Origin of the sequence: Brasilonema octagenarum UFV-OR1, assembly GCF_963888615.1 — a bacterium.
In the GTDB taxonomy this organism is placed as follows: Bacteria; Cyanobacteriota; Cyanobacteriia; order Cyanobacteriales; family Nostocaceae; genus Brasilonema; species Brasilonema sennae.
The window spans coordinates 18439-32807 of record NZ_CAWPKW010000323.1 but is presented as its reverse complement, the minus strand read 5'-3'; the positions used below and the strand labels follow the sequence as shown (position 1 = coordinate 32807).

Annotated in this window: 10 protein-coding genes; 8 read left to right on the top strand and 2 right to left on the bottom strand. The window is 40.8% G+C overall.

Going from position 1 to position 14369, the window contains the following annotated elements:
- Nucleotides 1-113 precede the first annotated feature (113 nt).
- From AC5590_RS28905 to AC5590_RS28890, 4 genes are all read left to right on the top strand, one after another.
- A complete protein-coding gene (locus tag AC5590_RS28905) occupies nt 114-1520 on the top strand; it encodes a beta-barrel domain-containing protein (RefSeq protein WP_169266749.1) in 1407 nt (468 codons plus the stop codon).
- Between the two features lie 232 nt (nt 1521-1752).
- Nucleotides 1753-2457 carry a hypothetical protein gene (locus tag AC5590_RS28900; protein WP_248277304.1) on the top strand — a complete coding sequence of 235 codons (705 nt, stop codon included), beginning with the start codon at nt 1753-1755 and terminating at the stop codon, nt 2455-2457.
- A 133-nt stretch (nt 2458-2590) separates the two neighbouring features.
- Complete coding sequence (locus AC5590_RS28895; protein WP_169266753.1) at nt 2591-3268, top strand: response regulator transcription factor; 678 nt, start codon at nt 2591-2593, stop codon at nt 3266-3268.
- A gap of 123 nt (nt 3269-3391) precedes the next feature.
- Nucleotides 3392-5287: a sensor histidine kinase gene (locus AC5590_RS28890; RefSeq protein ID WP_169266748.1), complete on the top strand. Its 1896-nt coding sequence runs from the start codon at nt 3392-3394 to the stop codon at nt 5285-5287.
- Here the strand turns inward: AC5590_RS28890 and AC5590_RS28885 are convergent.
- On the bottom strand, nt 5205-5693 hold the full coding sequence (locus AC5590_RS28885) for a CHAT domain-containing protein (protein ID WP_211178585.1): 489 nt from the start codon (nt 5691-5693) through the stop codon (nt 5205-5207). The two genes, AC5590_RS28890 and AC5590_RS28885, sit on opposite strands and share 83 nt — an antisense overlap.
- Nucleotides 5694-5929: 236 nt before the next feature.
- Between AC5590_RS28885 and AC5590_RS28880 the strand changes: the two genes are divergently transcribed.
- Both AC5590_RS28880 and AC5590_RS28875 read left to right on the top strand, forming a co-directional pair.
- Complete coding sequence (locus AC5590_RS28880; protein WP_169266752.1) at nt 5930-6895, top strand: ribonuclease Z; 966 nt, start codon at nt 5930-5932, stop codon at nt 6893-6895.
- Between the two features lie 1175 nt (nt 6896-8070).
- On the top strand, nt 8071-10332 hold the full coding sequence (locus AC5590_RS28875) for a GumC family protein (protein WP_169266747.1): 2262 nt from the start codon (nt 8071-8073) through the stop codon (nt 10330-10332).
- A gap of 185 nt (nt 10333-10517) precedes the next feature.
- Here the strand turns inward: AC5590_RS28875 and AC5590_RS28870 are convergent, their stop codons facing one another.
- Complete coding sequence (locus tag AC5590_RS28870; protein WP_169266746.1) at nt 10518-10718, bottom strand: hypothetical protein; 201 nt, start codon at nt 10716-10718, stop codon at nt 10518-10520.
- Nucleotides 10719-11236: 518 nt separating this feature from the next.
- Between AC5590_RS28870 and AC5590_RS28865 the strand changes: the two genes are divergently transcribed.
- On the top strand, nt 11237-13309 hold the full coding sequence (locus AC5590_RS28865; RefSeq protein ID WP_169266745.1) for a hypothetical protein: 2073 nt from the start codon (nt 11237-11239) through the stop codon (nt 13307-13309).
- Nucleotides 13296-14369, top strand: coding sequence for a hypothetical protein (locus tag AC5590_RS28860; RefSeq protein ID WP_169266744.1), 1074 nt, complete (start codon nt 13296-13298; stop codon nt 14367-14369). Before AC5590_RS28865 ends, AC5590_RS28860 begins: the two co-directional genes overlap by 14 nt.

The following is a 14369-nucleotide window of genomic DNA, read 5'->3' as shown; positions in this document are numbered from 1 at the left end:
CGTGCGCTTGCGCTTACGCCCAAGCCGCGTGCGCTTGCGCTTACGCAGTCGCCTAGGTCGGGAAAGCCGTCATTCGCGCTGGCTCACTGATAACTGATAACTGGTGATAATATATGCTCTACGGTCACAATCAAAAACTCCTCCCTAGTATTCAAACTGACGAGTTTCTTCCCCCTATTAGTCCGTGGACATCAATGGCTGGAATGTTTCTCGTCGGGACTGTTGGTACTGCAATGGGCGTATCTTCATGGGTGAAATACAATGTTACGGTGAAAGCTCCAGCAACTGTGCGTCCTGTGGGAGACACCCGACTGGTCCAGCCGGAAATGGAAGGTACTGTTAAAAGTATCCTTGTCAAAGAAAATCAGCTTGTTAAGCAGGGAGATGCGATCGCTCGCCTTGATGATGAGCAACTACTCATCAAAAAGAGCCAGTTGCAAGGTAGTCTCGAACAAGGTAAGCTACAACTGATTCAAATGTATGCCCAAATCAAGAGTTTAGAAGTTCAGATTCTCGCTGAAAAGAGAGTTATAGACAGAACAGTTGCTTCTGCTAAAGCAGATTTGGAACGCAATCAACGGGAGTATCAAGAGCGTCAAATTACAACAACAAACGAATTGCTAGTAGCACAAGCAAGTTTTGAAAAAGCACAGACGGATGTGCAAAAAGCTCATGCTGATTTAGAGTTTGCTAAAGTAGATCGCGATCGATACAAACAGCTTTCAGAAATCGGAGCGATCGCTCGGCGTGAATTTGAACAGAAAAAACTCGCTGTTGAGCAGGTAAAAGCAATATTAGAGGGTGAACAAAAAGCTGTTGACATTGCTAAAGCTAGGGTAAAATCAGCCGAAGCTGCACTCAATCCCAGTACAGCAATGATTAAGATTGCCTCTGAACGTATTGCCCAAGAAACTGCCAAAGGTGAATCAACTATTGCCACTTTGAGAAGAGAAAGAGAAGCTTTAAAGCAGCGACAAGTTGAAGTGCAAAGTCAACTCAACCAATCTCAAAAAGAAATTCAACAACTTGATACTCAATTAAAAAGTAGCATTGTTCGTGCAACAAGTGACGGAACAATTCTCAAGCTAAACTTACGAAACCCTGGTCAGGTAGTACGACCGGGCGAAGCTATTGCTGAAATTGTTCCTCAGAATGCTCCACTGGTCATCAAAACAATGGTCTCTGCTGCTGATATTAAAAAAGTCGAAGTTGGTCAAAAAGTACAACTGCGAGTTGATGCTTGTCCCTACCCTGATTATGGTACTCTCAATGGTGTTGTCAGCGCCATTTCTCCAGACGCAATGACACCTCAAGCTAACAATACAGGTAGCACAACTGGAACAACGCCTGCTGTTGGCTATTTTGAAGCTACAGTTAAACCCCAGGCGCGAAAATTTGGTCAACATCAGCATCAATGCTCTATCCAAGCAGGAATGGATGCCAAAGCTGATATTATTTCCAAAGAAGAAACAGCCCTGCAATTCTTGCTGAGAAAAGCGAGGCTAATAACAGATTTATGAGATGCTCAGTAAGTAAGGTGAAGTCAGAAAAAGTACTTTTTCTGACTTTCTTTTTCTGGTTAACTCAAGTGTATTTACAACAGAGGTATTTCTTTGATGAATTTTTAGGAAATAAAAATGGTATCTTTAAACAACTAATTTGGCATAAATATACAATGTCTTACTTAGCTTTTGTGTCTTAAACTAGGACAATCAATAATTACAGTGGTCACCCGTGGTCTGCTTACTATGTATGCAAATTATACTTGTCGTTGTCTGCACCATGATTTTCATTTGGTTTGTCAGGTCTTATTATAGAACTCAACATGCCTTGCAGTGGTGGTCTTGTAGGCAGTCTCTGAAACTTTTTCTAGAAGCAGAGATTATTCGGGACAATTTACTACAAGAATTTTTCACTATACGCCGCAGCCTAGAACTTTTACCAGTAGAAAATCAGGGGTTATCATTCTGCCAAACTCAAGAATGCTTAACTAAGACTAATAGTTTTCATCTCTCCTTAGCACAATTGAGCGATCGCTTGTTCCCGGCATACCTTCAAGATAGCTTGCCATTGGCGATTGAGTCCACAATTGAACCGTGGGTACACTCCCATCCTCATCTCTATTTTGATATAGAGATGCCTAAGAGTTGGCGACATGAGCCAGCCGAAAGCAGTCTGATAGTTTTAAGGACTTTAGAAGAGTTACTAGCAATAACTGTGCCAGAAGTTGTGACGGAATTATCTATTAATATTAGCTTGAAACAACTGGAAAATCTTGGTCAACTTATGGTTAAAATTACTTATCCGGATGTATCTGCACTTAGCTTTTATTCTAGTCTACCAGAATTAAGTTATCTTTGTGAAACTTTTCGGTTCTTAACATCAGGAAAAACTTTTCGTCAAAGTAATAGTAACAGCGTTGCTTGGTACTTCTGCTGGTCAGTACCAGTTTTATAGTTATAGCAGTTGCCACGTAGATTAGGACATAAACTAACGAGAAAATACGGAAATCACCAGACTTTCACATGTCTTCTAAGCGTTAAGCGCTCGGGTGCTCCCTACTCCCTACTATATTGTGAGGATGTTGATGATGACTCAAGCTTTAATAGAGCAAGCATTATTAAAAATTCTTGTGGTTGATGACCATGAATCTGTTTTGGGGGGAACAATCTGGGTACTTAACACTAAGTACCCAGATGCTGAAATCATCACTGCTCAAACTGCACAAAGTGTTCTAAATGTAGTGAATAGCTTGCAGCCTGATCTTGTTGTTATGGATCTTTCTATTCCAGAAAGCCTAGGGATGATAGCACGACCTGATACAGGTCTTCAACTGTTAAGGAATTTGATGACAAACCATCCTAACCTGAATCTGGTTGTTCAAAGCGCTCACGTCAAAACCCTCGTGCGGATTAGACCTGAAATTGATGCTCATAAAGGAGGCTTTACAATTGCTGATAAAAGTCTTTCTAGCAAGGAAATGTTGACTAGAGTTGATTGGGCATTACAGGCATTAACTCATACCAAAGATCTTCAAGGAACATTCGTAGGATTAGAAGTGAAACCAGAGTGGCTTCAAGTGCTGAGGTTAGCATTTGAAGAAGGGTTACAAGATAAGGCGATCGCTGAACGCTTGTGTGTTTCAGAACGGATGGTACGTCACTACTGGACTAAACTGCAAGACGCTTTAGGCGTTTATCCTGATGAGGGGAAAAATATCCGAATTCAGACTGAAATGCGAGCAAGAGTTGAAGGATTAATTGATTGATAACTTATCTATATTTATTCTTTCAAAAAGATATTAATGAGTTCCGGAATTGAAATTAATACTCAGTAATGGTTAACAAGGTTTCCCCTGTTAACCATTACGAATTATTAATTTAATAAGCTCATGTATCCCAGCATGTGGAAAAAAGTTAAAGAGGAAATTTTTGTTTGGCGCTTAGGTGCATCAACAGGAATTCTAATCATTGGGCTTGTGATCATAGCCCGTCTGACTGGTTCATTACAAGCTTTGGAATGGCTAGCTTTTGATACTTTTCTACGTCTGCGTCCATCAGAACCTATTGATGAACGAATTCTGATTGTGGGAATTAATGAAGATGATATCCGCAGTATAAAAAAATATTCCGTACCAGATAGAGACTTGGCAGCGCTACTGGTAAAGTTGCAGACGTACAAGCCCAGAGTCATCGGTCTTGATCTGTATAGAAACTTGCCAGTTCCTCCAGATAACCCTGAGATGATTGCTGCATTCAAGGGTATGAGAAATTTGATTGCTATTGAAAAAGTTTTACCAGATAAAGTCGAGCCAACACCCTATTTGTCTTCTGAACAAATTGGTTTTGCGGATCAAATGACGGATACAGACGGTAAACTCAGACGCAGCCTGCTGGGAACGCCAACGCCTAAAGGATACAAATTTTCTTTGTCTTTACGCTTGGCAGAAACTTATTTAACCCATGAAGGTATCAGCCTGGAGAATGGCTTACGCGATCGCGATACTATGAGATTTGCTAACACTGAGTTACCGCGCTTTTTGCCCAACTCTGGGGGATATGTCAAAGCAGATGCAGGTGGGGTTCAAGTTTTACTGAATTTTAAGAACGGTCGAGAGCGATTTAGAACAGTCAGTCTGAATGATATCAAAACGGGGAACTTTAAGCCAGAGTGGATACGCGATCGCATTGTCATTATTGGCATGACTGCTTCTAGCGTAAAAGACCTGATCTCAACTTCCACAATAGCATCTACCAAAACCCCACCGGGACGAGTTTATGGAGTAGAAATTCAAGCTCATCAAACTTCCCAGATTATCAGTGCAGTACTTGACGGACGACCACTCATAAATGCATGGACAAAAGAATGGGAGTATATTTGGGTTATAGGTTGGGGTTTAGTAGGAATTTATTTCGCCAGACTCACTAAATATCCGTTAATAAATCTTTTGGCTGTTAGTATTGCTAGCATTAACCTCATAGGAAGTAGTTATTTGCTGCTACTCATTTGGGGTTGCTGGGTTCCAGTGATACCAGCAATACTAGTGTTGACTTTAAATGGTGTAGGACTCACCGCTTTGTTTCAATATGACCAAACTTTTCAAGCTAAAATGAACGTTCGTCAAATAAGAATTGAACGCACATTTGAAACAATTCATAATGGACCATTACAAACTCTGGCTAAAGCTTTGAGACGTGTCAAAGATGGGAAAGATTTGCCACCAGACGAATTACTTTGCGAACTTGAAAAAGATTTGGAGAAATTAAACTATGAGCTACGGGGCATCTATGAGTTTTTGCAACGAGAACCGCAAAATCAAGAGAATCGTCTTTATATTGGCAGTGGTATAGAACTCAATTTACAAAATCCTCTTCACGACATTCTCTATCAAGTTTACAACTATACCTTAGAGCGAGACTTTCCCTGTTTTAAAACTCTTAAGTTCAAAGTCCGTACCTTTGAGCCAATAGAAGATAGACACTTGAGTATCGAACAAAAGCAAGGTGTGTGCCGATTTCTGGAAGAAGCTTTGTGCAATGTCGGCAAACACGCCCTAGGACTAACCCGTCTAGAGGTGATTTACGAAAATGACAATGGCTGGTACACCCTGAGGATTAAAGATAACGGACTGAGTATTAAATCATACGAAGAAGGTCAAGGAACGCGGCAGTTTAAGTATATTGCTCAACAACTCAAAGGCAAATTTACGCGATCGCCTGTTTTTCCCAAAGGCACTCTTTGCGAATTATCTTGGCTGGCGTCAAAAAAGCGATGGCTACTCTTGTAAAGACTACACAAAGTGAGCGATCAATGATAAAGTGATCGCTATTCTTGTAAAAACTACACAAGCGATCGCTATTCTTGTAAAAACTATACAAAGTGAGCGATCGCCAGCTTGCAAAACCCCAGTCACCCTGAAGCACAAAAGCCGCCCAATAATAAGGAGAACTCCACTGCGGTATCTGCGACATCTCCACCTGTGCTTGTCTTAAAGCTGCCTCAGGTGTTAACTTTTCCTGCAACATCCCCCGATAAAACCGTTTCATCAACTCTGCTGTTGCTTGGTCGTCAACCAAGCGGGGGAACATAACGTGCCGCCCCGTTGTAGCGCAAGCGCGTGAGGGAAGCTGGAGGCAGGGTAAGGTTTTTTGCATTTTCCATGCCACTATTACCGCTTCGCGGAATTCGCTCATTCAAAATTCAAAGTTCGTCTTGAAAAGTTTGCGCGTCCGGTGAGTCCAGCGCTGCGGGAGGGTTTCCCGACAGCCAGGCGACTGGCGAACCCGAAGGGGTTTCCCGGCGCAAAACTTTTCGCAAAATTCATACGGCGTAAGCGTTTCGTTTATTTGGAATGGGTGGTTTATTTACGCCGCGCTGTACTATAGAAAAGAGAGTGCCAAATGCAGTAAGAGGAAGGCAAAAGAAGGCTGTGGAGATAACATTTCTAGGGACGAGTTCCGGTGTACCTACGCGATCGCGCAATGTTTCCAGTGTCGCCCTGAGGTTACCACAACGTGCTCAGATGTGGTTATTCGACTGTGGTGAAGGAACTCAGCATCAAATTTTGCGGAGTGATCTTAGAGTCAGCCAACTCTCCCGAATTTTTATCACCCATATGCACGGCGATCATATTTTTGGCTTAATGGGTCTTCTCGCCAGTTGTGGCTTAGCAGGAAATGTACAACGCGTTGATATCTATGGCCCACCCGGATTAAATGACTACCTACAAGCCGCCTCGCGCTACTCCCACACCCACTTTTCTTATCCGGTCAAAGTTCATGCCGTACGTCCAGGCGTGATTTACGAAGATGATGAATTCATTGTAAGCTGTGGTTTTTTGCATCATCGCGTTACTAGTTTTGGCTACCGTGTTTTAGAGAAAGACCGACCAGGACGTTTTGATGTAGAGAAAGCCAAAGCGTTGGAAATTCCTGCCGGTCGCATTTACGGTCAACTCAAACGTGGTGAAGTCGTGACTCTTGCTGATGGGCGAGTGATTGACGGTAAAGAACTGTGTGGACCGACAGAAATTGGACGCAAAATTGCCTATTGTACAGATACACTTTATTGTGACGGTGCAGTCGAATTGGCACAGGATGCAGATGTGTTAATTCATGAGGCGACATTCGCCCATCAAGATGCAGAAATGGCTTTTCAACGGTTACATTCCACAACCACAATGGCAGCACAAACTGCTTTAGCTGCTGGGGTAAATCGACTCATCATGACACATTTTAGTCCTCGGTATGCCCCCGGAAATGAAATAGAGTTAAAAGATTTACTTGAGGAAGCTCGTGCTATTTTTCCCAATACTAATATGGCATATGATTTTATGACTTATGAAGTACCTAGACGGCGGGATAAAGAATTAAAAAAGGCGGAGGCTATGGCTTAAATCAGTGAACAGTGAACAGTGAACAGTTAACAGTAAACAATGAACCATGAACAGTGATAACTGGTAAGTAGGTCAACCTAAAAAAACTTAAAATAGAAATACTGCGATTGCTGAGTCCCAAAGGGACACGCTGTGCTTTCGATCTTAGCGTGCGCTTTGCGCTTGCGTTTCACTTCGTTCCATTCGCAATGACATTTTACATTTAATTATGTTGAGCTACTTAACTGGTAACTGGTAACTGGTAACTGGTAACTGATAAAGCACCCATTCCAAATCAATAAAACGCTTACGCTGTATTCGTTTTGAATGTGTTAGCAGCGTGCCGCATGCAGCGAATTTTGTTAGCGCGGCGGGACGCAATCCCGGATTGAATTCCGCCTTGTGCTGCTAGAGCTTTTAATAGGCTTGATATCAAGCAATCTTTTTCTTTTCTACTCATTTGCGCCCATCTTCATAAAATATTTAATTTTTATAGTTCAAGAATTCAAAAAAATTTCGGTGTTTTATTAGTTTGGAAGTAAATGAAAACACATATCTATAAACTTCAAAAAGTACTATTTTCCCTATGACTAGTCAACATACTGTATACAATTGTTATTTTTACTAAACTAGTCATCAAACAAACGGATGAAAAAAATGCTTGTTCTTATTGAAGCAGTGGTCTTATTCTCAACTCCAAAATATTCATTTTTTGCTTTGATTAGCTTGTTATAACGAGCATTTAGAGTTAATCGGATAACATCAGCATATAAATGCTCAGTCTCTTTTTAAGTATTTTTCAATACTCTTATGATTATATCAATAACAAAAACTAGTAAGTTGATTGGAGCAATACTAGTCAAATTAATCACAAAGAGAAGAAGAGTCAACTGATGGTATAAACAGTTTATCAAAAATCACAAGATAAAAAATCTGGAATCGTAACGAGACGGTAAAGATAGACAGAGACAGTTGACTATTTCAATATTCTTCACTTAGGTTGAAATGAAAATGAAAATATTTCAGCAGAGGTGACATCTTGTACCTGAATTTCAAAATCCGTTTGCACAGCGTCTGGGTAAGAGATATTCCGAATTCTTTTTTTTGAGTGTACTTGTATAAACTGTCAAAATTTTCTCACAATCTTGTAGAAAAAGTAATTCGATATAATTCAGAGGACTTTGATTGTAGCTGACATGAGTCTGGAACACAGAAAAATAATTATTACTTCTCCACAAAGCAAAGTTAAAGGCAGAAAACTCTCTACAATTCTGTTTCGCCGACGCTTGCAAATCTTAGGTGTTTCTGGCGTAGTCATGTCGGTTGCAAGCGTTCTGGCTTTAAGTGCAAAACCGACATATCAAAGTACTATACAAATACTAGTAAATTCTAAGCTAAATGAAGGGGTACGCTCAAGTCATACCCAACAGGGAGCAGAAAGCAATTTTACTAATACTAATCTTGACATTATTAACGACATGACTCAGCAAAAGCTTATGCTGAGTTCCAAGTTGATTCAAAAAGCAGTTAATTTGCTTCGTTTTGAGTATCCAGATTTGACAGTTGAACATATAAAAGGTAATAAAGGTCAACAAGCAGCTTTAGTGGTTACGCCATTACAGGCACAGACAGGGGACAACAAAGTGATGAGTCAAGTCTTTGAAGTTTCCTTCAAAGACAACGATCCAGTCAGAGCAGAAAAGGTTCTGAAATCTCTACAAAAGGTATATCAGGAAGATAACATAGAGCAACGAAAACAGAGTCTTTCAAAAGGGCTTAGTTTTATCAAAAAAAGATTGTCCGAAGTCAAAAAGAAAATGATTCAAGCGGATAAAAATTTGGAACAGTTTCGCAACAAAAATCATTTACTCGATCCGCAGGTACAAGGCAAAATTCTTCTTGAATCTCTTGCTGACATCACAAAACAGTTAAGAACTACCCGTGCACACCTTAAAGACTTACAAGCTCGTTACGACAACTTAAAAGAACAATTGTCGTCCTTACCTAAAAATGCTATTGTCTCCTTTCGTCTGAGTGAGTCAACCCGTTATCAAACACTACTTAATGAGATTCAAAAGACTGATTTAGCTTTAGCTCAAGAACGGTTACGTTATACAGATAACTATCCAGAAGTCCAAAAACTGATACAGCAGCGACGAACTCTAGCCGCGCTTTTGCAAGAAGAGATTCGACGAACGCTGGGAGACAAAGATATGCAAGCGATATCAGATACTTTATTTCAAAAAAAGCCGTTGGATACAGAAATATCGTCTGGTACGCAAGAACTACAACAGACTACAAGGCAAGTAGGAGAAGCTGACTTGAAGCTGATGCAAGACTTGACTCAGGTACAGACAGCAATCTTAGGGCTGCGTGCCAATGAAAAGAGTCTTGCTGACTCACAAGAGCAAATTCGTGCTGAACTAAGCAAATACCCAAGTTTAATAGCACAATACAACCGTCTGCTACCAGAAGTAGAAACGAATCGCAAAACACTTGAGCAACTCATGACAGCACAACAATCTCTAGGATTGATGATCGCTCAAGGAGAGTCTCATTTCCAAGTATTGGAACAACCTCAAGTAGAAAACTATCTAGATAGCAACAAGCTATCTATATTACTTGCAGGAGTGCTCTTAGCACCGATTTTAGGTATTGGCACAGCCCTGATATCAGAATCCAAGGATGTTATCTCTTCTCCACAAGAGTTACAGAGGCTGACAAACCTTCGTTTATTAGGGACAGTCCCACAACTATCACAGCTGAGTACAAAAAAGAGGTCGTTTCGCCGATCCTTGCGACGAGTCATAACTCATTTCTCATCACAAGCCATATCTGACGAAAAGCACTTCAACGTCTACGGCTTGTTACCCTCCCACGAAACGCTGGATATGGCGTACCAAAACATTCACATATCAAAGTCTTGTGTTCGCCACAAATCTGTGATGCTTACTTCAGCAACATCTGGAGAAGGGAAGTCAACTTTGGCGCTGGGACTTGCAGTCAGTGCTGCCCGTATGCATCAACGGGTTTTATTAATTGATGCCAACCTGCGACAGCCAAATCTGCACACAATTTTGGGATTAACCAATGATTGGGGTCTATCGTTGTTGTTAGTTGAGGAAAGAAATTCCGAAGTTTTGGAATACATGCAGCCTATTCATCCCTCCATTGATGTTTTGACTGCAGGACCGACACTAGAAGATACAGTTAAGCTATTAAGTTCTGCACGGATGAAAGAATTGTTGGAATTTTTCGAGCAAACTTATGACCTCGTGCTTATAGATACTTCTCCTATTCTCGGCACAGTTGATGCCACAATCCTGGCATCTCTTTGCAATCAGATTGTTATGGTAGGGCGGATGGGGCAGGTAACCTGCAACAAACTCATTCAAGCTACAGAAATCTTGAGTAACTTGAATCTGATTGGGATTATTGCTAATGGAACGAACTGGTAAGCCTAGCTTTACCCTTGAGTAATATGATGTCCGGCAAATCACCCTTAATATGTCATTGCGAGTGGAACGAAGTGAAACGTTCGCGCAGCGTGTCCCCTTGGGACTCAGCAATCGCAAGGTTTTTGGGATTGCTTCCCTTCAGTCGCAATGACGGTTATTTGAACGGACATGATATAACCGGATCACTACACAGACTTGTATTTGTGTTCCATCATGCTGTATCCAAATTTTGCCATCCTCAAGAAACACTCTTTTGTGCATGAAAAAATTTGGCAATCATCAAAACGCTGATGAGCGCGATCGCCCCCAAGGGCGCAAACACTCCCCGATAGCCAATAGCCTTTCATCCAAGAACTGAAAAACTGCGGTGCCGCTTCATTTTCCATTTTTGTCTATGGAAAATGAAGCGGAATTTCATGTTCATAAACTAAATGTGATTGCTGTAGGGAGGAAATTACTTTTGAACAATTTTGTCTCCAAACTAAAGTTCCAATGGTATTTGTCCCATCAGAATCTATTTATACCAGGCTTACCGTGTGGAAACCTGCCTGCTCGATCCCCAGATCTAAACCAAAAGCTCCCGCAAACAGACTAGTAGATATAGGTTTATCGTTGCTGTCCCACTCGTATCTCAGAAATTATACCGTGACGTTTTGATTAATCCAGAAGTGGGGAGGTAGAGAGAAACTCTCCCATAACTGCATCTGTACCATCCCATCATTACGCCGTCATACTTCCCCATACCTTCATTACCTCGTCATAGCGTGTGTGGCGAACTACTAGGTTCAAAATTCGCGTCAATAAGGCGCGCATAAATCTTCTATGAACTAAACTCTGTTTTTCACGTCTTGTGAAAAGTAGAACTTTATGCAATACCAATAAATATACAGATTATAATAAGTACATGAAAACTATAAATCTATCTGTAAAAACTACTATAAATTACTCAGAGTGGAACGATAAAATCGCACAGCATTTCTTCAACCCAGAAATGGCTGCGCGTACTGTTTATCTTTACGTCACAGAGGATTTAATTAATTCCTTAGCCGCATCTAAAGGCGTTGCCTACCAAGACTTTATCCAAACAGTCAAAAATGCAATAAATATAAATGGTATCTGTAAAAAAGCCTGGGGGAGTATGGAAAACCCGCAATGGCGATACCAACGACAAGGTTATCCTCCATACATAGGCTACTTAGCTTTATTTGTTTTGGCAGCGGGTACTGAAGGTGATTTTTCTTCTAAAGCCTACTATCCCCGCTTGCGGGAATTACTGGGTGAAGAACCGACATCCCGACCATTTCCCCACTTTGACCAGATGCAAACACTCTGGAAAGATTTAGAGAAATGGGCAAATGTCGATAAATCAGGTGAACTGGGCATTTTCAACGCCAACATTACTGGTAGGTTGGTTCACGTCGGTATACCCATCGCCCAAACTCTTTTGACGCAGAGGGAACTGAAGGCACTACCCGTTATTTTTGCACAAGCAGGCTTAGAACCTATTTCCCTTGCCTCTGAAAGACATACAGCTTGTTTGTTAGTCAAACACGGACGTAACTATCTGCGAAGACGAACGTTGCGATTACTGGAAGAAACCAGCGAAGGCGATGAACTACGTCACGCACTGATTGAAAGGATTGTTGATGAGTTATGCACTTGGGATGGAACTACCGAAATACCGTCTGAGGGAAGAACTCAGGTTTACGGTGTTTTAAGACTGTGTTGCAAACTCGACTTGATTGCCAAACGTGCCAGCTTCACCTTACGTTGTACGACAAAGCATGAATTTCCTGAAGATGGTCTGATTTTGAATTCTAATCACGATTCTTACTCTTGCACCGAACAGGGTAATGGTTGGTCTTCACCCATCCGCTGGGAATTAAATAGTAAAAATATCGACGCCTCCCAGTTGGATTGGTGTCAGGGTTTGCGGATGGAATCCACTGACAAACAATGGTGTTTTAAGTTGCCGGCTTCCCCAATCCGAGTGTTTGTTGAAGGCAGAAGTTTGGGGTTAGCAGGACTTGTAGAAGTAGCGCGAATTCCTAAAGGTTTGCCCTTTTATTTAGCAGTTCAGCAAGAGTGTTGCAGTTTGCTAGAAAAATGGGGTGCATCCAGTTGTGAAGGGTTTGAGAAATTGCATACTGTCAAAGGTTTACCTACCGGATGGCACTTATTTAAAGTGGCTGCTGCCCATAGTGATGAAATAGTAAAAAGCGAATATCCTATCTTGTCATTTTCGACTAGCATCAGGCTTTATTTCGAAGGTGGTGTACGCCTTGACAGAGGAAACTATTTCTTTAAATTCGCACCACCAAAATTAGTTTTACAAGGTGGTGATGAATCGGTAAAAGTATATTGCAATCGCAAACTGTTACAAGACAAATCGGGAGAAGGTATTTATGAACTCTCTCCAGATATTCCAGGCGACACCAAGCTTGAAATTGAAGCCTGTAAGGGTAAAGATATTATTAAGCGTTTCTCTCTGTTTTTAGTAGAACATTTTCCTTTACTCACCAGCATTAAGACGCCATATATTGACAATTTTAGTTCGTCGGTGACAACAAATCTAGATGACAATTCTCCAGGGGTGATTGGAGCATTGGTAAAGGGAGTTGATTGTCCTGCTTTTAACTTCAATACTCTCTTGCCAATTCAAGGAAAGCAACGCATTGTTTTTGTGGGTAAAGAACCAGGGCAAGTTGCAATTTATCCAGAAGAATCATTACCTATTGATTGGTATCCTGTTTGGGCTATTGCCAAAGGAAGTCTTTTTGATAAAGCAATGTTTTGTGGCATAAGCTTAAAAGAATCAGAGCCGAAGCTATCAACTTGTAAAGATCATAAAAAATTGTATGTTTGGAAAAAAATCTTGTTGGATAATCACAAACGAACTCTGCCTCCTATCGGCGATATTCGCCTGAATCAATTATGGGGAAAATTCCAAAAGGAGGCAAAGCGTGTCCAGGGATAGCGACGAACTACTCTATGTCATTTCTGCTAAAAAGGAAATGCCTTGGTTATCTTTTAAACAGGCATTTAATTATCTTTACAGTCTTAATCGAACTGCTTGTAGTGAGGAGGGGGATGACATTAAAGACAAAAGATTATCAACTGTTCGCGCTCTGGATTCATTGGGTCACTGTGAATTTGATTTCACTGACAATAACAGAAAAGTTTATGTCACTCCCCCTGTATTAATAAGATTACCTAGCGCTGGTTTTCCTCAAGCTATTTTAGCAGGATTTAGAACACCAAACACTATAGATAAATTAAGAAAAGTTTGTCAATCTGTTGAACAAAACATCAAGATTGAGGTAACAGAACAAAGGGAAGAATTAGTATTAGTACCTAAGCGAATAGCTGTACAAGCTGAGGATGTATCAGAATTACAGAAAATTGCTTCTCAATTAGCAATGAATTTTATAGAAACACCATCTGCTTGGTCGCTTTTAAATTATTCCGCCTCCCTTGAAGATTATTTAACTAATTGCCAGTGGTCTAATGAGTCAGAATTAAACTGGAAACGTCAAACATTTGACCCTAATATATTACGCTTTCTCCCTTCTCCCTCATCAATGGGAGGTGCGTCGGGAATGAAAGTGCCGAATATCCGTCTCAGCCAATATCAACATCCCTCTCGCAATACCCAAATATATTATCTTTGGCAAGAAGAAAGATGTACGCAAGTTGAACGTGACTGGGGACGATATGCTGTTATTAATGCTGCTAATATTAAAGTTCTAATTTACGACAAACGTCGATTTATGATGGCAGTTCCGGTTGGCGCTAAACTCCCAAAACTACTAGAAAGAGCTTTAACTTTATGCTCAGGATACGTACCAACAGTAGAAAAATTACCATTAGAAAAACTTACTTCTAATTCTTCTATCCCAAAGCCGAAGGAAGTGGTCAACGGTTTGAATGTAAAAGGTTTCAACTTATTTCGAGACGTTCCCCCTCAAATAGCAGAAATGACTGCGGCTAAATTAGGTCAAACTCTATTACTGCAATCTTTAGATGTCAAATTGTGA

Excerpts from the sequence above, each read along its gene's own strand:
- AC5590_RS28885 (WP_211178585.1), bottom strand. The coding sequence starts at position 5,693 with ATGAGCGAATTCCGCGAAGCGGTAATAGTGGCATGGAAAATGCAAAAA.
- AC5590_RS28870 (WP_169266746.1), bottom strand. The coding sequence starts at position 10,718 with ATGGAAAATGAAGCGGCACCGCAGTTTTTCAGTTCTTGGATGAAAGGC.
- AC5590_RS28875 (WP_169266747.1), top strand. The coding sequence starts at position 8,071 with ATGAGTCTGGAACACAGAAAAATAATTATTACTTCTCCACAAAGCAAA.
- AC5590_RS28865 (WP_169266745.1), top strand. The coding sequence starts at position 11,237 with ATGAAAACTATAAATCTATCTGTAAAAACTACTATAAATTACTCAGAG.
- AC5590_RS28890 (WP_169266748.1), top strand. The coding sequence starts at position 3,392 with ATGTATCCCAGCATGTGGAAAAAAGTTAAAGAGGAAATTTTTGTTTGG.
- AC5590_RS28895 (WP_169266753.1), top strand. The coding sequence starts at position 2,591 with ATGACTCAAGCTTTAATAGAGCAAGCATTATTAAAAATTCTTGTGGTT.
- AC5590_RS28900 (WP_248277304.1), top strand. The coding sequence starts at position 1,753 with ATGCAAATTATACTTGTCGTTGTCTGCACCATGATTTTCATTTGGTTT.
- AC5590_RS28905 (WP_169266749.1), top strand. The coding sequence starts at position 114 with ATGCTCTACGGTCACAATCAAAAACTCCTCCCTAGTATTCAAACTGAC.